This window comes from Burkholderia pseudomultivorans, from assembly GCF_902499075.1.
In the GTDB taxonomy this organism is placed as follows: Bacteria; Pseudomonadota; Gammaproteobacteria; order Burkholderiales; family Burkholderiaceae; genus Burkholderia; species Burkholderia pseudomultivorans.
The window spans coordinates 17,764-35,921 of record NZ_CABVPP010000031.1; the positions used below are offsets into that span (position 1 = coordinate 17,764).

16 protein-coding genes are annotated in these 18,158 nt (G+C 68.3%); 2 read left to right on the plus strand and 14 right to left on the minus strand.

Translation table 11 applies throughout. The features are described 5' to 3' along the window. Nucleotides 1-56: 56 nt before the first annotated feature. The 8 genes from ugpB to BST28156_RS20020 all read right to left on the minus strand — a co-directional run bounded on the left by ugpB (nt 57) and on the right by BST28156_RS20020 (nt 8,461). The gene (gene ugpB, locus BST28156_RS19985) at nt 57-1,388 is read right to left on the minus strand and encodes a sn-glycerol-3-phosphate ABC transporter substrate-binding protein UgpB (protein ID WP_060246270.1); all 1,332 of its coding nucleotides are present in this window, start codon (nt 1,386-1,388) and stop codon (nt 57-59) included. Between the two features lie 90 nt (nt 1,389-1,478). Next, entirely contained in the window at nt 1,479-2,630 is a 1,152-nt protein-coding gene (locus BST28156_RS19990) for a deoxyguanosinetriphosphate triphosphohydrolase (protein ID WP_244131466.1), read from the minus strand. Nucleotides 2,631-2,731: 101 nt separating this feature from the next. Continuing rightward, a complete protein-coding gene (gene aroB, locus BST28156_RS19995) occupies nt 2,732-3,811 on the minus strand; it encodes a 3-dehydroquinate synthase (RefSeq protein WP_060246272.1) in 1,080 nt (359 codons plus the stop codon). Next, a complete protein-coding gene (locus BST28156_RS20000) occupies nt 3,808-4,362 on the minus strand; it encodes a shikimate kinase (RefSeq protein ID WP_060246303.1) in 555 nt (184 codons plus the stop codon). Before BST28156_RS20000 ends, aroB begins: the two co-directional genes overlap by 4 nt. A gap of 40 nt (nt 4,363-4,402) precedes the next feature. Then, the gene (locus tag BST28156_RS20005; RefSeq protein ID WP_174903205.1) at nt 4,403-6,058 is read right to left on the minus strand and encodes a type IV pilus secretin PilQ; all 1,656 of its coding nucleotides are present in this window, start codon (nt 6,056-6,058) and stop codon (nt 4,403-4,405) included. Then, nucleotides 6,055-6,915: a type IV pilus inner membrane component PilO gene (locus BST28156_RS20010; protein WP_174903206.1), complete on the minus strand. Its 861-nt coding sequence runs from the start codon at nt 6,913-6,915 to the stop codon at nt 6,055-6,057. The genes BST28156_RS20005 and BST28156_RS20010 overlap by 4 nt, the downstream gene beginning before the upstream one ends. Continuing rightward, a complete protein-coding gene (locus tag BST28156_RS20015) occupies nt 6,912-7,538 on the minus strand; it encodes a fimbrial protein (RefSeq protein ID WP_174903207.1) in 627 nt (208 codons plus the stop codon). Before BST28156_RS20015 ends, BST28156_RS20010 begins: the two co-directional genes overlap by 4 nt. Continuing rightward, nucleotides 7,535-8,461: a competence protein ComA gene (locus tag BST28156_RS20020; protein WP_174903208.1), complete on the minus strand. Its 927-nt coding sequence runs from the start codon at nt 8,459-8,461 to the stop codon at nt 7,535-7,537. The genes BST28156_RS20015 and BST28156_RS20020 overlap by 4 nt, the downstream gene beginning before the upstream one ends. A gap of 221 nt (nt 8,462-8,682) precedes the next feature. Between BST28156_RS20020 and BST28156_RS20025 the strand changes: the two genes are divergently transcribed. Beyond that, entirely contained in the window at nt 8,683-11,070 is a 2,388-nt protein-coding gene (locus tag BST28156_RS20025; protein WP_374991876.1) for a penicillin-binding protein 1A, read from the plus strand. 108 nt (nt 11,071-11,178) lie between these two features. Here BST28156_RS20025 and cyaY read toward each other — a convergent pair whose 3' ends face one another. Next, nucleotides 11,179-11,505: an iron donor protein CyaY gene (cyaY, locus tag BST28156_RS20030; protein WP_009691359.1), complete on the minus strand. Its 327-nt coding sequence runs from the start codon at nt 11,503-11,505 to the stop codon at nt 11,179-11,181. Nucleotides 11,506-11,541: 36 nt separating this feature from the next. On the opposite strand from cyaY, the gene lptM reads away from it, so the two are divergent. Then, nucleotides 11,542-11,811 (plus strand): LPS translocon maturation chaperone LptM, encoded by a 270-nt coding sequence (lptM, locus tag BST28156_RS20035; protein WP_060246278.1) that lies wholly within the window; start codon nt 11,542-11,544, stop codon nt 11,809-11,811. A gap of 70 nt (nt 11,812-11,881) precedes the next feature. Here lptM and msrQ read toward each other — a convergent pair whose 3' ends face one another. From msrQ to BST28156_RS20060, 5 genes are all read right to left on the minus strand, one after another. Then, nucleotides 11,882-12,568: a protein-methionine-sulfoxide reductase heme-binding subunit MsrQ gene (gene msrQ, locus BST28156_RS20040; protein ID WP_174903210.1), complete on the minus strand. Its 687-nt coding sequence runs from the start codon at nt 12,566-12,568 to the stop codon at nt 11,882-11,884. A gap of 20 nt (nt 12,569-12,588) precedes the next feature. Next, nucleotides 12,589-13,584, minus strand: a complete 996-nt coding sequence (msrP, locus tag BST28156_RS20045) for a protein-methionine-sulfoxide reductase catalytic subunit MsrP (protein ID WP_174903211.1) — start codon at nt 13,582-13,584, stop codon at nt 12,589-12,591. A gap of 193 nt (nt 13,585-13,777) precedes the next feature. After that, a complete protein-coding gene (gene ccsB / locus BST28156_RS20050; RefSeq protein WP_174903212.1) occupies nt 13,778-14,968 on the minus strand; it encodes a c-type cytochrome biogenesis protein CcsB in 1,191 nt (396 codons plus the stop codon). 4 nt (nt 14,969-14,972) lie between these two features. Beyond that, nucleotides 14,973-17,189, minus strand: coding sequence for a cytochrome c biogenesis protein ResB (locus BST28156_RS20055; RefSeq protein ID WP_174903213.1), 2,217 nt, complete (start codon nt 17,187-17,189; stop codon nt 14,973-14,975). Nucleotides 17,190-17,311: 122 nt separating this feature from the next. Continuing rightward, complete coding sequence (locus tag BST28156_RS20060; protein ID WP_040126487.1) at nt 17,312-17,968, minus strand: c-type cytochrome; 657 nt, start codon at nt 17,966-17,968, stop codon at nt 17,312-17,314. Nucleotides 17,969-18,158: the final 190 nt, after the last annotated feature.

Consider the following 18,158-nt stretch of genomic DNA (forward strand, 5'->3'; position numbering starts at 1 on the left):
GCCCGCCGGCACGCGCGCTTGCGCGGCGCGGCCGGCAGCACGGCGCGACCCGGGGCTCAGCCGCCCGACTTCTCGAAGCGGCGCAGCAGTTCGTCGCCGCGCGACGCGGCCGAGTCGAGCGCGTCCTTCGGCGACTTCTTCTGCGCCCAGACCTGCTCGAACTCCTCGTCGACGATCGTGCGGATCTGCGGCATGTTGCCAAGCCGCAGCCCCTTCGTGTACGGCAGCGGCGGCTTGTTCAGCATCTGCTTGATCGCCGTTTCGGCGCTCGGGTTCTTCGCGTAGAAGCCCTGCTCGCGCGTGAGGTCGTATGCGGCCGTCGTCACCGGCAGGTAGCCGGTGTCCTGATGCCACTTCGCGGCGACGGCCGGCGTGCTCAGGTACGCGAGGAATTTCGCGACGCCCTTGTAGGTCGCCGGATCCTTGCCGGCCAGCACCCACAGGCTCGCGCCGCCGATGATCGCGTTCTGCGGCGCGCCCTTCACGTTCGCGTCGTACGGCATCATGCCGGTGCCATAGTTGAACTTCGCGAACTTCTGCACGTTGGCCAGCGCGCCCGACGACGTCGTCATGATCCCGCAGTCGCCGCTGTAGAACTTCGCCGATGCCTCGTCCTTGCGGCCCGCGTACGTGAACGTGCCGTCCTTCGCCATCTGCTGCAGGAAGGCGACGTGCGCGATCTGCTGCGGCTTGTTGAACTCGAGCACCGCATCGGCGCCGTCGAAGCCGTTGTTGCGGCTCGCGAACGGCAGCGCATGCCAGGCGCTGTAGTTCTCGAGCTGGATCCAGCCCTGCCAGCCCGTCGTGAAGCCGCACGCCATCCCCGACTTGCGCAGCTTCTCGGCGTCGGCCTTCACGTCGGCCCAGGTCTTCGGCGGCTGGTTCGGGTCGAGCCCGGCCTTCTTGAACGCATCCTTGTTGTAGTACAGCACCGGCGTCGAGCTGTTGAACGGCATCGACACGAGGTGGCCCGTCTTCGCATCGCTGTAGTAGCTGGCGATGGTCGGCACGAACGCCTTCTCGTCGAGCGGCACGCCGGCCTGCCTGAATACATCGTAGACGGGCACGACGGCCTTCTTCGCCTGCATCATCGTGGCCGTGCCGACTTCGTAGACCTGCAGGATCGCCGGCGCGTTGCCGCTGCGATACGCGGCGATGCCGGCCGCGAGCGCCTGGTCGTAGGTGCCCTTGAAGACCGGCACGATCTTGTAGTCGCTCTGCGACGCGTTGAACTGTTCGGCGATCGCGTTGACCCGCTCGCCGAGCGCGGCCTCCATCGCATGCCAGAACTGGATCTCGGTCACGGCGAATGCCGCGTGCTGCACACCGAACATCAGCGCGCCGCCCAGCGCGATCGAACGAACCACGGTCCCCGCAGGCTTCTTCATCGACCTCTCTCCTATGAAAACGTTACCAACAGCGTGTGCAACATTCCCGTCGCCATTGAACCGGCGAAGTCTAGTGATCGTTTGTGACAGTCAGTTGTCGCTGATGACGAACAGGCGCTGATACTCCTTCAGCGCGAAGCGGTCGGTCATCCCGGCGATGTAGTGCGCGACGAGGCGCGGCTGCTGCGCGGCGTCTTCGGACTGGTACGGCGGCGGCAACAGCCGCGGATCGTCGATGAACGCGTCGAACAGCCCGGTGACCACGCGCTGCGCCTTGCTCGCCATGCGCATCACCTTGTAATGGCGATACAGGTTCTTGAACAGGAAGCGCTTGAGCGCGGCCGCCTGCGCGGCGACCGTCTCGCTGTGCGACACGAGCGGCGGCGCCGCGCGCACGTCGTCGAGCGATGCGGGCGCGACGCGCGCGAGCTTGCGCGTCGTCTCGTCGATCAGGTCGACGATCAGCGTGTTGATGATGCGGCGCACCGTCTCGTGCACGAGACGACGGCCTTCGAGGTGCGGGAACTCGGCGAGCGCGGCTTCGTAGTGGCGCTGCCACAGCTCGACTTCGGCGAGCTGCTCGATCGTGATCAACCCGGAGCGCAGGCCGTCGTCGACGTCATGGTTGTTGTAGGCGATTTCGTCGGCGATGTTCGCGAGCTGCGCCTCGAGCGACGGCTGGCGGCCCTGCAGGAAGCGCTCGCCGAGCGCGCCGAGCTTGCGCGCGTTGTCGCGCGAGCAGTGCTTGAGGATCCCTTCGCGCGTCTCGAAGCACAGGTTCAGCCCGTTGAACGCACCGTAGTGCTCCTCGAGCTCGTCGACGACCGCGAGGCTCTGCAGGTTGTGCTCGAAGCCGCCATGTTCGCGCATGCACGCGTTCAGCGCGTCCTGCCCCGCATGGCCGAACGGCGTATGGCCGAGATCGTGCGCGAGCGAGATCGCCTCGACCAGATCCTCGTTTAGCCGAAGGTTGCGTGCGACCGAACGCGCGATCTGCGCGACTTCGAGGCTGTGCGTGAGGCGGGTGCGGAACAGGTCGCCTTCGTGATTGACGAAGACCTGGGTCTTGTATTCGAGCCGGCGAAACGCGGTCGAGTGGACGATGCGGTCGCGGTCGCGCTGGAATTCGGTGCGCGCCGCCGGCGGCGTTTCCGGATGGCGGCGGCCGCGCGACTGCGACGCATGTGCGGCATACGGAGCGAGATGGGCTTCCAGCGCCGCCAGCGTCGGCGGCTCGGCCACCGCCGCGACGGATGCGCGGCTGCCGGCCTGAGTCGATGTGCTGCTGGATGTCTCGCTCACGTCTCCTCCGTGTCAGGGGCGCCGGGGCATCCGGGCCGCGGTTACCGGGTCGTCTGCGCCAGGGTGGCGAATACGGCTTCGTCGGGCGCCGGCGTGATCAGCGTATCGCCGAAGCGCTTCAGCAGGATGAACTTGATCGCGCCGGCCTCGGCCTTCTTGTCGACGCGCATCAGGTCCATGTAGCGCGCGTCGCCGAGTGCCGGCCCCTGCGTGGGCAAATGCGCGGCCGCGATCACCGCGTCGAGCCGCTGCCGCGACGCTTCGTCGAGCAGGCCGAGCCGCACCGACAGGTCGGCCGCCATCACCATGCCGCAGCCGACCGCCTCGCCGTGCAGCCATTCGCCGTAGCCGAGCCCGGCCTCGATTGCGTGGCCGAACGTGTGGCCGAAATTCAGGATCGCGCGCAGGCCGCCTTCGCGCTCGTCGGCCGCGACCACGCTCGCCTTGATCTCGCACGAGCGCTTCACCGCCTCGACCAGCGCCGCCGGCTCGCGGCGGTTCAGCGCGTCGATATTCGCCTCGATCCAGTCGAAGAACGCCGCATCGGCGATCGCGCCGGTCTTGATGATCTCGGCGATACCGGCCGCGAGTTCGCGCGCGGGCAGCGTCGTCAGCGCGCCGATGTCGGCGATCACCGCCTGCGGCTGGTAGAACGCGCCGATCATGTTCTTGCCGAGCGGGTGGTTGATGCCGGTCTTGCCGCCGACCGACGAATCGACCTGCGACAGCAGCGTGGTCGGCACCTGGATGAACGGCACGCCGCGCATGTAGCACGCGGCGGCGAAGCCCGTCATGTCGCCGATCACGCCGCCGCCGAGCGCGACGAGCGTGGTCTTGCGGTCCGCGCGCTCGGTCAGCAGGCCGTCGAAGATCAGGTTCAGCGTTTCCCAGTTCTTGTACGCCTCGCCGTCGGGCAGCACGACCGTCGACACGCGCTTGCCGAGCGGCGCCAGCGCCGCGCGCAGCGCGTCGCCGTACAGCGGATCGACCGTCGTGTTGGTGACGATCGTGACGGACGAACCCTTGATGTGCGGGGCGAACAGCTCGGCGCGGCCGATCAGGCCGGCGCCAATGTGAATCGGGTAGGCGCGGTCGCCCAGATCGACGTTGACAGTAATCATGCTTGTAGCGGCTTGGCGACGACGCCGGCCAGTTCGAGTTGCATCAGCACCATGTTGACGAGACCGTTGACCGACGGGCGGCCGGTCTCGATGACGAAATCCGCGCATTCGCGGTACAGCGGGTCGCGCACTTCGTAGAGCGCCTCGAGGCGCGCCTTCGGATCCTCGGTCTGCAACAGCGGGCGATTCTTGTCCTTGCGCGTGCGCAGCCACAGATCGTGCGGATTGGCGCGCAGATAGACGACGATGCCGTGCTGCTTCAGGCATTCGCGGTTTTCGGGCCGCAGCACCGCGCCGCCGCCCGTCGCGAGCACGATGCTCTCGCGCTGCGTGAGTTCGGCAATCACCTGCGTTTCGCGGTCGCGAAACCCGGCTTCGCCCTCCAGTTCGAAGATCACCGGAATGCGTGCGCCCGTGCGGGCCTCGATCTCGTGGTCGGAGTCGAAGAACGTCCTGTCGAGACGGCGCGCGACCGCGCGGCCCACGGTGGTCTTACCCGCTCCCATAAGGCCGACGAAAAATACGTTTGCGTGTGGGTCCCGCGCTTGCAACGGCTTCCTCTGCTTCAATCTTGCTGGTGTGTGGCGCAGCTTACTGGCAAAGCGGCTGCCTTGTCGAGCCTGCGCCGGCTGCTTCCGGCCCCGTTTCCTCCGGGTTTTCGTCGCCCGCGCCGGCCGCGTCGCAGCCTGCGCGCACGACCGTCGGCGTGATGAAGACGACCAGTTCGCTGCGCTGCTCGCGCTGGGCACGATGCCGGAAAAGCGCACCCAGAACCGGTATTTTGCCCAAGAGCGGCACCTGCGTCACATCATCCCGGCGCAGCCGCTCGTAGATCCCGCCGATCGCGACCGTGCCGCCGTCCTCGACCTCGACGCGCGTCTGCACGTGCTTCGTATGGATCGCGGGGCCGGCCGCCGTCGGCTCGCCGACGCTGTCCTTGGTGACGTCGAGATCGAGCACCACGCGCCCGTCCGGCGTGATCTGCGGCTCGACTTCGAGCTTGAGCGTCGCGCGGCGGAACTGCACGCCGCTCACGCCGTTGCCGACCTTGGCCTGATACGGCAATTCGGCACCCTGCTCGACGACCGCCTTCGCGCGGTCGGCCGTCACGACGCGCGGACGCGACACGATCTGGCCCCGCCCTTGCGCCTCGAGCGCGCTCAGCTCGATGTCGAGCACGCGGCTGAGCGGCGCGGCGAACAGCGTGAAACCGGCCGTCGCCGCGTCGAAGCCGCCGGTCGGACGGGCGGCGAGGTCGAGCGCGTTGCGCGCACCGTCCGCGAACGGCGTGCCGTCGGCCGCCGCCGGCCGGCCTTGGGCGCGCAGCGCGACGCGCACGCCGAGATTGCGCGAGAAACCCTGCTCGCCCTCGACGATGCGCGCCTCGATCCGGACCTGCCGGGACGGCCGGTCGATCGCGTCGATCAGTTCGGCGATCTGCGCGACGCGCGGCGCGAGATCGGTGACGAACAGCAGGTTCGTGCGCGGATCGGCCGCCGCAGCGCCGCGCTTCGACAGCAGGCGCTGGCCGGTCGCGCCGGCCAGCAGCCGCTGCACCTCCTGCGCGCGCGGGTAGCGCAGTGCGAACGTGCGGCTCGCGAGCGGCTCCAGATCGGCCGCGCGCGCATGCATTTCGAAGCGCTCGCGCTCGCGCGCGGCCAGTTCGGCCGCCGGCGTGACCCAGATCACGTCGCCGCGCCGGGACATCGCGAGCCCGTGCGTATCGAGCAGCGTGTCGAAGGCCTCGCGCCAGCGCACATTGTTCAGACGCAAGGTCACGGTGCCGCTCACCTGTTCGCTGACGACAATATTGAGTCCGGTGAATCGCGCGAACGCATCGAACGCGGCCGCGAGCCCGACCTGTTGCAGGTTCAGCGAGATCCGTCGCGCGTCGTCCGCGTCGCCGGGCCGATGCGCGGTCGCGTCGCTCATGCGTGCCGGCGGCAGCAGCGGAATCGGCGGCCCTTCGAGCGCGGGCGCCGTGGTTGCTTGAGTTGCCGTGCCGGCCTGCAGCGCCGCTCGCGTTGCATGGTCGAACGACGGTGGACCGGCGTCAGCGGGTTCCGGCGTGGGCGCGGCAAGGTTCGCGCCGTCGGGCAGGCGCTGCGGCAGCGGCACGTCGGGCGCCGCCGCGTCCTGCGTCGCGGCGACCGGCCAGACGGCCGGCAGCGGCGGCAAGGCCGCGCGCGCTGCACCAATGCCGAGTCCGATCCAGACCGCGATCGTGCGCCATATGTACTTCGTCATGGCCGGCCTCCGTCGTCGAGGACAAACCGTTTCGGCCCGCCCACCGTCGCGAACGTGACGGTCCGGGCGTCGACCCGCGCGACATGCGACGCTCCGAGCGCGTCACCGGGCGCCACCGCCGTGAACGCACCGTCGCCGTCGTCGAACAGGGCGAGACCGGCGCGCGCATCGCGGATCACGCCGGCCAGGCGGGGTGATCGACCGCCGCCTGCCGCGAATGCTTCGGCGCGGCCGAACGGGTCGTGATCTGGCACGACATCGGGAACCGACGCCGTAGACTGCACGACCGCGAGGCCCGGAAACGCAGGAAAAACGTCCAGCGACATGTCCACGCGCGGCATCGATGCCGCCCGCTCGATGCGCAGCGTCGCCGGCACCGCGAGCACCGGCAAACCGGCAAGCCCGTCGATCGTGCGCAGCAACGCCGGAAAGCCGCCGTCCGCGACGAGACGCACGGCGCGGCGCCCGTCCGGCGCCGCCTCGTCCGGTCGCTGCGGTTCGATCGACACGATCTGCAGCCCGCTCGACGCAGCGAGGTCGGCCAGTTCCAGCATCAGCGCGGCCCACTCGAGCGCCCGCGCCGGGCGATCGCCATGCGCCGGCGGCGCGCCGCGATGTTGCGACGCTGAGGCGAGCACGCGTTCCGCGTCGGCCGCGCGCATCCGCGTCGTTTCCAGCAACGCACGACTGCGCGCGAGCCCGCTCCAGTCGCCCGCATCGGCCAGATGCATGCCGCCCGCCAGCACAACCGCAAATGCCAGCGCGCAGCCGGCCGCATGTGCGACGGCCGGCGGCAGGCGCCGCCCGGTCGGCCGCGCCTCGCCGGCCAATGCAAAGCGGTGCGCGATCGCCGTCATGCGCCACCTCCCGCCGCGCCCGGTTGCGGCGGCGCTTCGTCGCGCCAGCGCAGTTGCACGGAGAACCGGAACGGTGCCGCGGCCGCGTCTGCCTGCGCGGCCGGAGCCGGCTTCAGCGAGCCGACATCGATTCGCCAGTCCTGCCGTTCGCGCGCGACGCCGGCGAGCCATTGCGCCGCCGCCCGATAGTTCGTCGCATGCAAGTCGAGCGTCGCGCCGGAAAACGTCACGTGCAGCGCGTCGAGCCTCACGGCGCCGTCGCGTGCCCGTGCCAGCATCGCCAGCAGCGCGGCAATGCGCCGGTATGGCGCGGCCAGCACGGCCGCCTGCGCATCGCGCTGCGCGACGCCGGCAGCCGCGCTCGCAGCGCGCGTGGCCGCATCGACCTGCGGCTGCACCCGCCGCAAGCGCGCCTCCACCCGGGCGCGCTCGGCATCCAGCCCCGTCCGCCGCCATGCCGCGCCCGCAGTCCACAGGCCGACGCCCAGCACACCGAGCAGTATCGCCGCCCCGCACTGCGCAGCCCGGCGCCGCCGCAGCGCCTGCGCGAGCCGCTCGCGGTACGGCAGCAGGTTGAAGCCACCGAGCCCGTACCCCGCCGCACCCACGCGCCCGGCCCTCATTCCCACACCCCGCGCAAGGCCAGCCCGAACGCGACCGCAAACGCCGGGCAACTCGACGCCCCGGCCGGAGCCGACGGCCGCCCGTCCCACCCGGTACAGTCGAACGGCACCGCGTTCGCACCGAGCACGTCGCCGATATCGGCGACGGACAGGCCGAAACGCCCGACGCTGCGCGCGTCGCCGGCCACGAGCACGCAGCGGGCCGATCCGAGCGTGCCGTGGCGCAGCGCATCGGCAAATGCCGCCGTCATGCCGGTGGACAGCGCAAGCGCCGGCGACGCCAGCGCCCCGTCGACCCGCCAGCCGCGCACACCCGTATCGGAGAACCAGAGCGCCGCGTAAGCGCCTTGCGCGTCGAGCTCGAACTGCGCGGCATAACGCAGTGCACGCAGCGCGGCGGCCGACTCGCCGTCGACGGCCGTCAGGTCGATCCCGGCCTGCGCGGCGACGTCGATCCGCCTTTCGAGCAGCGCCAGCGGCGCCGCCGCGACCGCGATTTCGCCCGCCTGCTCGCCGTCGCCCTGCCGCCAGTCGTACGCCACGGCGTCCGGCGCCAGCCCCGAGATCTGCTCGGCGGCCTGCCGCGCAGCATCCGCGACGTCGGCGCGCCCGGCCAGATCGAGCGTCGCGACATGCATCTCGTCGTCGCGCAGTGCCATCACGCCGCGCGCGTCGCACCGCACGCCCGCCGCGGACAGCCGCTCCGCCGCTGCCGCCAGTGCCCGTGCGACCGCCGCCCAGCGCGCCGCTTCCGGCCCGGCCGACAATGCGACCGGCTCGCGCTCGAGCCCCTCGATGCGAACGTCCGCAATCCGGCCGCGCCGGCTCAGCACCACCACCCTGACCTCGTCCTCGCCGACGTCGATTCCCGTCGACCGGTGCCGGCCCTGCACGAACCGCGCAGCCGTCCATCGTCCTGTCATCCCAGCCTCCCGCGATCGTCGCGGCCCATGCCGCGATCCGAGGCCTGATTCTGCGGAGCGGCGCACGCGGCCGACAGTCGGCCGAACGGCCAGCCCAGGTTCGCAGCGGCCGCCGACGGGCTATGCTGGCGACATCGCGGCCCGCGGTTTCCCGGCGGCCCCCGCGTCAGGACCGGTCTTACCGGGCAGCTATAATCGCGGGACTGTTTTCCGGTATGCCTATGCAATCCACGTCTCCTACGTCCCCGCCTCCCGCCCCGGAACCGAAGAAGCGTCCCTGGTGGCAGAAAGCCCTGCTCGGGCTCGCCGCGATGTGCGTCGCGCTCGTCGTCGCCGGCGGCCTCGTGCTCGGCTATGCGCTCGTCGTCGCGTGGCCGAACATGCCGTCGCTCGACGCGCTGACCGACTACCGGCCGAAGGTGCCGCTGCGCATCTACACGTCCGATCACGTGCTGATCGGCGAATTCGGCGAGGAGCGCCGCGACATCGTCCATTTCAAGGACGTGCCCGACTCGCTGAAGAAGGCGATCCTCGCGATCGAGGACGCGCGCTTCTACGATCACGGCGGCGTCGACCTGACCGGCATCGTCCGCGCCGGCTTCGTCGCGCTGACCAATGGTCACGCGTCGCAGGGCGCCAGCACGATCACGATGCAGGTCGCGCGCAACTTCTTCCTGTCGAGCGAGAAGACCTACACGCGCAAGATCTACGAGATGCTGCTCGCGTACCGGATCGAGCGCGCGCTGACGAAGGATCAGATTCTCGAGGTCTACATGAATCAGATCTATCTCGGCCAGCGCGCCTATGGCTTCGCGAGCGCCGCGCGGGTCTATTTCGGCAAGGACCTGAAGGACATCACGCTCGCGGAAGCCGCGATGCTCGCGGGCCTGCCGAAGGCGCCGTCCGCCTACAACCCGGTCGTCAACCCGAAGCGCGCGAAGGTGCGCCAGGAATACATCCTGCAGCGGATGCTCGAGCTGAACTTCATCACGCGCGAGCAGTACGACGAAGCCGTCGCGCAGCCGCTCGTCGTGAAGGGCGCAGGCCGCGAATACAGCGTGCACGCGGAGTACGTCGCGGAAATGGTCCGGCAGATGATGTATGCGCAGTACCGCGAGGAAACCTATACGCGCGGCTTCAACGTCGTCACGACGATCGACTCCGCCGACCAGCAGGTCGCATACACCGCGCTGCGCAAGGGCATCATGGATTACGAGCGCCGCCACGGCTATCGCGGGCCGGAAGGCTTCATCGAGCTGCCGGCCGCCGCCGACGACCGCGAACAGGCGATCGACGACGCGCTGCTCGAACACCCGGACAACGGTGAACTGATCGCGGCGGTCGTCACGGCTGCGAGCCCGCGGCAGATCACGGTCGCGTTCATCGACGGCAGCAGCGCGACGATCGACGGCGACAACCTGCGCTTCGCGTCGGGCGCGCTGTCCGCCAATGCGCAGCCGAACCGCCGGATCCGCCCCGGCGCGATCGTCCGCGTCGTGAAGAACGATGCCGGCAAGTGGTCGATCACGCAGTTGCCGCAGGTCGAGGGCGCGTTCATCTCGATCGTCCCGCAGGACGGCGCAATCCGTTCGCTCGTCGGCGGCTTCGACTACAACAAGAACAAGTTCAACCACGTCACGCAGGCGTGGCGGCAGCCCGGCTCGTCGTTCAAGCCGTTCATCTACTCGGCGTCGCTCGACAAGGGCCTTGGGCCGGCCACGGTGATCAACGACGGTCCGCTGTACTTCAGCGCCGCCGAGACGGGCGGCCAGCCGTGGGAGCCGAAGAACTACGGCGGCGGCTTCGAGGGCCCGATGACGATGCGCACCGCGCTGCAGCGCTCGCGCAACCTCGTGTCGATCCGGATCCTGAACCATATCGGCACGAAGTACGCGCAGCAATACATCACGCGCTTCGGCTTCGACGCCGATCGTCACCCGGCCTACCTGCCGATGGCGCTCGGCGCGGGCCAGGTCACGCCGCTGCAGATGGCCGGCGCGTACTCGGTGTTCGCGAACGGCGGCTACCGCATCAATCCGTACCTGATCGCCGAAGTCACCGATCCGAACGGCGCGATCGTCGCGCGCGCGCAGCCGCTCGTCGCGGATCAGAACGCGCCGCGCGCGATCGATGCGCGCAACGCGTACGTGACCAACAGCCTGCTGCAGAGCGTCGCGCAGCGCGGCACGGGGGCGCGGACCAACGTGCTGAAGCGCACCGACCTGGCGGGCAAGACCGGCACGACCAACGACTCGCACGATGCATGGTTCGCCGGCTACCAGCACACGCTCGCCGCGATCGCGTGGATCGGCTACGACAATCCGCGCAGCCTCGGCGATCGCGAAACGGGCGGCGGCCTCGCGCTGCCGGTGTGGATCGACTACATGGGCGCCGCGCTGAAGGGCGTGCCCGAGTACAAGCCGACGATGCCCGAAGGTGTCGAATCGCTGGGCGGCGAGCTGTACTTCACCGACTTCACGCCGGGCCACGGCTTCGTGTCGACGGTCGGCGTGCCGCAGGCGGCGCCTGCGCAAAATACCGACGAGGCCGTGCCGCATGTCGACGAGCAGGAAAAGCAGGACATCATGAACCTGTTCCGCGGCCACTGACGAACGCCCGAAAACGACAAAAGCGCCCCGCGGGGCGCTTTTGTCATGGGTGCGACGTCTCGGATCTCGGAGCGATGCCCGCCCGAGGCCGGGCGACAGCCCTGCGCGTCACGCGCTAAACGTGATCGGCAGGCCGGCCTGCTGGGTCGCGTAGTCGGTGAGCGCCGCGAAGAACTCGGTGCCCGAGCGCGTATCGCGCCATGCGCCGTCGATGTAGCGGTAGTGGAAACCGCCGGCCTTCGCGGCGATCCACACTTCCTTCATCGGCGGCTGCAGGTTGACGATGATCTTCGAGCCGTTCTCGAACGTCAGCGTCAGGACGCTGCCGTTGCGCTCCAGATCGATGTCGTGATCGCCGTCGTTGGCGGCGTCCACGGTACGCTCGACGGCCGCCAGCACGGCCTCGGCACGGGTCAGGTATTCGGTATCGGACATGCTAAACTCTATCGGTTCAATTGTTCAGGGACGATCATGCGAGTCGTTTTCCGGATGAGCGCGATTGTAGCGGCTTTGGCGATTCTTGCCGGCTGCGGTCAACGCGGTCCGCTCTATCTGCCCACCGTGCCGCCACTGCCGCAAAAGCCGATCCAGCAGCAGGATACGCCGCCGTCGGACGTGACGCCGACCGACGAAAACGCGTCCGACGACAGCACGTCCGGTAGCTCGCTCACGCTGTCGCCCGAACTGTCGGGCGGCGCCGGCAAAGCTCCCGCCCCGGCCTCCAGCCCGTCCGCCCAGTAACGCGCCCGGCCCGGCAAACAAGGCGATGACCGTCCGGTCGTCGCCTTTCGTTTTTTTCAGGCCGGCGCCGTCACGCGCGCCGGCGCCGCCAGCCCCACGCAATCAGCCGCCAGCCGAGCAGCACCGCGACGATCGCCGCATACAGCTTCGGCTGCGCGAGATCGTGCTTGCCGGCCTTCATCCACCAGAAATGCAGCACGCCGAACGCCGCGATCGCATAGATCGCGCGATGCAGCGTCGCCCAGTGGCGGCCGAGGCGGCGCACCATCGCGCGCGGCGACGTCGCGGCGAGCGGGATCAGCAGCACGAACGCGGCAAAGCCGACCGTGATGAACGGCCGCTTGCCGACGTCCTTCAGGATCGCGACGACGTCGAACCACTTGTCGAACCACAGATAGGTCGTGAAGTGCAGCGTCGCGTAGAAGAACGCGAACAGCCCGATCATCCGGCGAAAGCGCAGCAGCGCCGCGACGCCCGTCACGCGTCGCAGCGGCGTGACGGCGAGCGTCACGCACAGCAGCACGAGCGTCCACAGGCCGGTCGAGCGTGTGACGAATTCGATCGGATTCGCGCCGAGCCGGTCGGTCAGCCCGAACAGCACGAGACGCGCGAGCGGGTACAGCCCCGCCGCGAAAACCAGCAGCTTGGCCGGCGCGAGCCAGCGCGGCACGGCGGTGCGCACCGTGCCGCCGCGGGCGGTGCCGGCGGCCGAGCGCGTGCCGTCCGCGCGCGCGGGCGTCAGCGTCGTGGGCGTCATGTCGTTTCTCACCGTCGCACTCAGAAATTCTTCTTCAGGTCCATGCCCTGATACATCGACGCGACGAGATCGCCGTACCCGTTGAACATCAGCGTCTTGCGCTTCGGCGTGAAGAAGCCGTCCTCGCCGATACGCCGCTCGGTCGCCTGGCTCCAGCGCGGGTGATCGACGTTCGGGTTCACGTTCGAATAGAACCCGTACTCGTTCGGCGCATAGGTGTTCCAGCTCGTCTTCGGCTGCCGGTCGACGAAGCGGATCTTCACCAGCGATTTCGCACTCTTGAACCCGTACTTCCACGGCACCACGATCCGCACCGGCGCGCCGTTCTGGTTCGGCAGCACCTGCCCGTAGACGCCCATCGTCAGCAGCGTCAGCGGATGCATCGCCTCGTCGATCCGCAGGCCCTCCGAATACGGCCAGTCGAGCACGGGCGTCGACAGGCCCGGCATCTGCGACGGATCGGCAAGCGTGACGAACTGCACGTATTTCGCGTTGCCGGTCGGTTGCACGCGCTTGATCAGCTCGGACAGCGGCACGCCGATCCACGGAATCACCATCGACCAGCCTTCGACGCAGCGCAGCCGGTACACGCGCTCCTCGAGCGGCGCGAGCTTCAGCAGCTCGTCGAGATCGAACACCTTCGGGTGCAGCACCTCGCCCTCGACGCTCACGCGCCACGGGCGCGGCTTCAGCGTGCCGGCGTTCTGCGCCGGATCGCCCTTGTCGGTGCCGAATTCGTAGAAGTTGTTGTAGGTCGTGATGTCCTTGAACGACGTCACCTTGTCGGCCGCGACGAACTTCGGGTTGGTTTTCGCGACCAGCTTCGCCGCCCGCGCATCGGGCGACGCATACGCGGCGAACGCGCCGCCGCTGCCGCCGAACAGCCCGCCCGCCGCCGCCACGCCGGCCGCCTGCAATACGCGCCGCCGATTCTCGAACAGCGCGCGCGGCGTGATCTCGCTGCGCGCTATGTCGTCGCCGAGCAGTACGTTCCGGAAAGGACGCTTGATCCACATCGTGCAGTTCCTCCTGCGCGCGCCGCGCGCACGCTTCGTCAGGGGCGGGCTCCGCTGCAGCCGGAGCCGCACCGGCGTTCGACCCGATCCATCATGCGCCGTTCGACGCCCGGACCGCCCGCCCGTTACAAAAAGAAAACCGCCGGGCACACGGTGCGCCGGCGGTCTTTTAGTCGGACGAGCGTCGGAAATCTTACAGCTTGCCGTAGCTGTGCAGCCCGGACAGGAACATGTTGACGCCGAGGAACGCGAAGGTCGTCACCAGCAGGCCGGTGAGCGCCCACCATGCGGCCACCGTGCCGCGCAGCCCCTTCATCAGGCGCATGTGCAGCCACGCCGCGTAGTTGAGCCACACGATCAGCGCCCAGGTTTCCTTCGGATCCCAGCTCCAGTAGCCGCCCCATGCTTCGGCCGCCCACAGCGCGCCGAGGATCGTCGCGATCGTGAAGAACGCGAAACCGACCGCGATCGACTTGTACATCACGTCGTCGAGCACGTCGAGCGTCGGCAGGCGATCGGCGAGCACGCCGCGTTCCTTCATCAGGTACGCGACCGACACCATCGCCGACAGCGCGAAGCTGCCGTAGCCGATGAAGTTCGCCGGCACGTGGATCTTCATCCACCAGCTCTGCAGCGCCGGCACGAGCGGCTGGATCTGCTGCGCATCGCGTGCGACCGAGTACCACATCAGGAAGCCGACCGCCGCGCTGATGACCAGCAGCACGAACGCGCCGAGCGCACGCGTGCCGTAGTGGCCTTCGTAATACAGATAGAGCAGCGCGGTGATCAGGCTGAACAGCACGAACACTTCGTACAGGTTCGACACCGGGATGTGCCCGACATCGGCGCCGATCAGGTAGGACTCGTACCAGCGCACCATCAGCCCGGTGAAGCCCATCAGCACCGCGACCCACGTGAGCTTCTGGCCGATCGCCGACCCCGATTCCGAACGCGCGAGCAGGCCGATCCAGTAGAACAGCGTCGCGAGCACGAACAGCGCGCTCATCCACAGAATCGCCGACTGGCTCGACAGGAAATACTTGAGGAAGAACGCCGAATCGGCGCGAGCAAGGTCGCCCTGGTAGATCCGGATCGCCAGCAGCGCCAGCACCGCGATCGACGCCATCAGCAGCCGCGCGGGCTTCCAGCGCCAGCCGAGCGCGATCAGCGCCGGCACGGTGCCGACCAGCACGGCCTTGTCGTAGTAATTCATGTGCGCGTTGTAGTGCACGAGCGCATAACCCGCGCCCGCCACGAGCACCAGCGCGAACAGCCAGTCGACCAGCGACAGGCGCGCGAAGAACGGACGATCGTCGAACGGCGCGGCCGCAACCGGGGCCTGGGTCGACGCCGAATGGGCAGAAGAAACTTGAGTGAGATCCATGATGTTACCGGGTGGAATTCTCGGAGTCGGAACCGCCGCCGGCGGGCGGGCGGGCCGTCGATGCTGCGCCTGCGGGCGCGGCGTCTCGAGGTGCGGCGCGCAATGCGACGCCGGCCGCGTCGCGCGTCTGCACGAATTCTTTCTCGAAATCGAAGGTCTTGCGGGCCGTGGACATCGCCATCACCACGTCGACGCCCGAGCCGGCATCCTTGAGCCAGAACCAGAGGCGCCGCTCGCGCACATAGAACATCGAGAAGATGCCGGCGACCAGCAGCAGGCTGCCAAGATACACCAGATTCTTGCCGGGTGCGCGCGTCAACTGAAATACCGAAGCTTGCACCTGCTTGAATGAGTCGAGCTGCAGATAGACCGGCGAACCATACAAAAAGCTGTCGGACAGCGCGTTGATCGCGTTCTGCACGAAGCGGACCGTATCGTTGCTCCGCGGCGCGGCCGGCTCGCCGGCGCGTTCGCGGGCGATCTGCCAGACTTCCCACATCGAGCCTTCGAGCATGCGCAGCAGCAGGCTCGCGGCCTTCTCCTGTTCTTCCTTCGGCACCGACCGGTCGATGAACGTCGCCACCGCCTGGAAGCCGCCGATCGGCTGGCCGTCCGCGCCGCGCCCGACGCTGTCGTCGCGTGCCGCAAAGAGGGTCAGCACCTTCGACGCGCTGTCCTGCAGGCGATCGCGCAGCGACGCATCGTTGGCCGGCAGCGAACGCTGCGCGAAGCGCGCAGCGGCTTCCGCGCGCACGGCCGGATCCTCGAGTGCCGCGCGCAGGCGCATCCATTCGCCGATCGAATCCTGGCTGTCGGCCGGGATCCGCATGTAGCGGAACGGATCGTTCGGGCTCGCGCGCACGCCCGCGAGGAACACGCGCTCGCCGTTCATGTCGACCGGCAGCATGTAGTTGTTGAATTCGCGCGCCTGGCCGTCCCTGCCGCGGATCTTGTACTGCACCGACGGGCCGATGTTGTGCAGCTGCATCGGCTTCGACGTCTTCGCACCCGAGCCGAGTCGCTCGTCGAACGCTTCCTTCAGCGACTCCGTCTTCGCGACGCCGCGCACGTCCGGCTTGCCGTTCGCGTCCGCCATGTTCTCGACGTTGATCGCGCGGAAGTCGGAGAACTCGATCGTATCGCCGTCGGCGCCCGGCGCCTGCAGCGGCGCCGAACTGCCGATCGTGCCGTTCACCGGGAACGACTTCGCACTGTCGCCGGTCATCGGGTAGGCCGTCATCTGCATCTGCGAGCCGCCGTCCTGGAAGCTCGACTGGTAGATCGACACGCCCTTGTACGTGAACGGCTTGTTGACTTCGACGCGCGCCGGGATCTTCTGCCCCGTCTCGCGATCGATCACGACGATGTCGCTCGCGAACAGCTTCGGCATCCCGGTCGTGTAGTAGTCGACGATGAACTTGTTGAGCTGGATCGAGAACGGCAGGTCCTGGATCAGCGACCCGCTCGGCTGGTTCAGGATCGCGGTCGACACGAACTGGCCCTCGGGCACCCATGCATAGCCGCGGAACGTCGGGTTAGACGCGGACAGGCGGTGGTCGGGCGAGATCTCGCTGATCGTCGCGCTGGTGTTGACCGGGCTCTTGCCGAACATCCACATCTGAAACTTGATCGGCAGGTTGCTGTCCAGCAGGCCGCCGATACAGATCACGACGATCGCGAGGTGCGCGGAAATGTAGCCCCACTTCGTCATCGCGCCGCGCTTCGCGGAGATCAGCGTCGCGCCGTCGTTCTCGCGCACGACGTGCTTGTAGCCGGCCTTCGTGACGAACGCGGCGAGCGTCGCCGTCGCGGCCGCGCGCGTGCCGGCGGCCGAGTATTCGGCCTTGTGGTGGAACGCCCGCAGGCTGCCTTCACGAACCTTGTCCTTCCAGCTCTTCGCGTCGGCGAGCATCTTCGGCGCGTTGCGGATCACGCACAGCGAGATCGACGCGACGAGGAAGATCAGGATCAGCATGAACCACCACGCGCTGTACACGTTGTACAGGCCGAGCGAGCGGAAGATGTCGGCCCAGAACGGCCCGAACTGGTTCACGTAGTTCGGATACGGATCGTCCTGGGTCAGGACCGTGCCGATGATGCTCGCGATCGACAGCACCACCAGCAGCGCGATCGCGAAACGCATCGAGCTGATCAGCTCGACAGCGCGCTTCGCTGCGCTTTGGCCCGACTTCGACTGCAACCCCGACGTGGTAACGCTCATTCAAACTCCGACTGACAACAAAAAAGGGCAAGGCAGCCGCAACGGCGCGGCGCCCCACCCTTTTCTTGTTCTGACTCCGGCCGCCGTTACGGCGCCCGGTCATTCCGTTCGCAACGGACCGCTCAATGCAGGCCGGCGATGTAATCCGCGACGGCCTTGATTTCGCTGTCCGACAGACGCGAGGCGATCTGATGCATCGCCTCGTTGTTGTTCCGCGCACCGACGCCCTGCTGGAACGCCGTCAGCTGGGCGACCGTATAGTCGGCCCACTGCCCCGACAGACGCGGATACTGGACGGGAATCCCCTGCCCCGTCGGCCCGTGGCAGCTCGCGCAGGCGGGCACGCCCTTGTCCGCGATGCCGCCGCGGTAGATCTTCTGGCCGATCGGCACGGTCGCCGCGTCGCGCGCGGTGCCGGGCTTGGCTGTCTGCGACCCGTAGTACGCGGCGACGTTGCGCATGTCGTCCGCGCTCAGCGCGCTCGCGAATCCGACCATCACCGCGTTGTTGCGCGCCGGCCCCTTCGCGCCCGGCTGCGCCTTGAAGTCGTTCAACTGCTTGACCAGATATTCGGGATGCTGGCCGGCGAGCTTCGGGAAACTGCCCGACGCGCTGTTGCCGTCGGCGCCGTGACACGACGCGCACACCTGCCCGGCAATCGCCTTGCCGCGGTCCAGATCCGGCTTCTTGGCCGCATCCGCCGCATTTGCCTCTGCTACAAAACCTACGAACCCTGCTGCAACCTGAAGCACCATCAGAGACTTGCACAGTCGATTCATTCGCACACCCTGTTTCGTCTTGTGGGAATTTGAGGTTCTGCAAAAAACGACGGCGTTCAGTCTACCGCAGAAGCTGCATAAAAGCGCGCGACCGGCGCCCGGAGGGCTTCGGTAAAACCGCCGTATTGTACAATATCGCGCTGAAAGCCCCTGCGCCTATCGGGGCTACCCCGCCTCCACCAAGCGGCTC

Excerpts from the sequence above, each read along its gene's own strand:
- ugpB (WP_060246270.1), bottom strand. The coding sequence starts at position 1,388 with ATGAAGAAGCCTGCGGGGACCGTGGTTCGTTCGATCGCGCTGGGCGGC.
- aroB (WP_060246272.1), bottom strand. The coding sequence starts at position 3,811 with ATGATTACTGTCAACGTCGATCTGGGCGACCGCGCCTACCCGATTCAC.
- BST28156_RS20005 (WP_174903205.1), bottom strand. The coding sequence starts at position 6,058 with ATGACGAAGTACATATGGCGCACGATCGCGGTCTGGATCGGACTCGGC.
- BST28156_RS20010 (WP_174903206.1), bottom strand. The coding sequence starts at position 6,915 with ATGACGGCGATCGCGCACCGCTTTGCATTGGCCGGCGAGGCGCGGCCG.
- BST28156_RS20015 (WP_174903207.1), bottom strand. The coding sequence starts at position 7,538 with ATGAGGGCCGGGCGCGTGGGTGCGGCGGGGTACGGGCTCGGTGGCTTC.
- BST28156_RS20020 (WP_174903208.1), bottom strand. The coding sequence starts at position 8,461 with ATGACAGGACGATGGACGGCTGCGCGGTTCGTGCAGGGCCGGCACCGG.
- BST28156_RS20025 (WP_374991876.1), top strand. The coding sequence starts at position 8,683 with ATGCAATCCACGTCTCCTACGTCCCCGCCTCCCGCCCCGGAACCGAAG.
- cyaY (WP_009691359.1), bottom strand. The coding sequence starts at position 11,505 with ATGTCCGATACCGAATACCTGACCCGTGCCGAGGCCGTGCTGGCGGCC.
- lptM (WP_060246278.1), top strand. The coding sequence starts at position 11,542 with ATGCGAGTCGTTTTCCGGATGAGCGCGATTGTAGCGGCTTTGGCGATT.
- msrQ (WP_174903210.1), bottom strand. The coding sequence starts at position 12,568 with ATGACGCCCACGACGCTGACGCCCGCGCGCGCGGACGGCACGCGCTCG.
- msrP (WP_174903211.1), bottom strand. The coding sequence starts at position 13,584 with ATGTGGATCAAGCGTCCTTTCCGGAACGTACTGCTCGGCGACGACATA.
- ccsB (WP_174903212.1), bottom strand. The coding sequence starts at position 14,968 with ATGGATCTCACTCAAGTTTCTTCTGCCCATTCGGCGTCGACCCAGGCC.
- BST28156_RS20055 (WP_174903213.1), bottom strand. The coding sequence starts at position 17,189 with ATGAGCGTTACCACGTCGGGGTTGCAGTCGAAGTCGGGCCAAAGCGCA.
- BST28156_RS20060 (WP_040126487.1), bottom strand. The coding sequence starts at position 17,968 with ATGAATCGACTGTGCAAGTCTCTGATGGTGCTTCAGGTTGCAGCAGGG.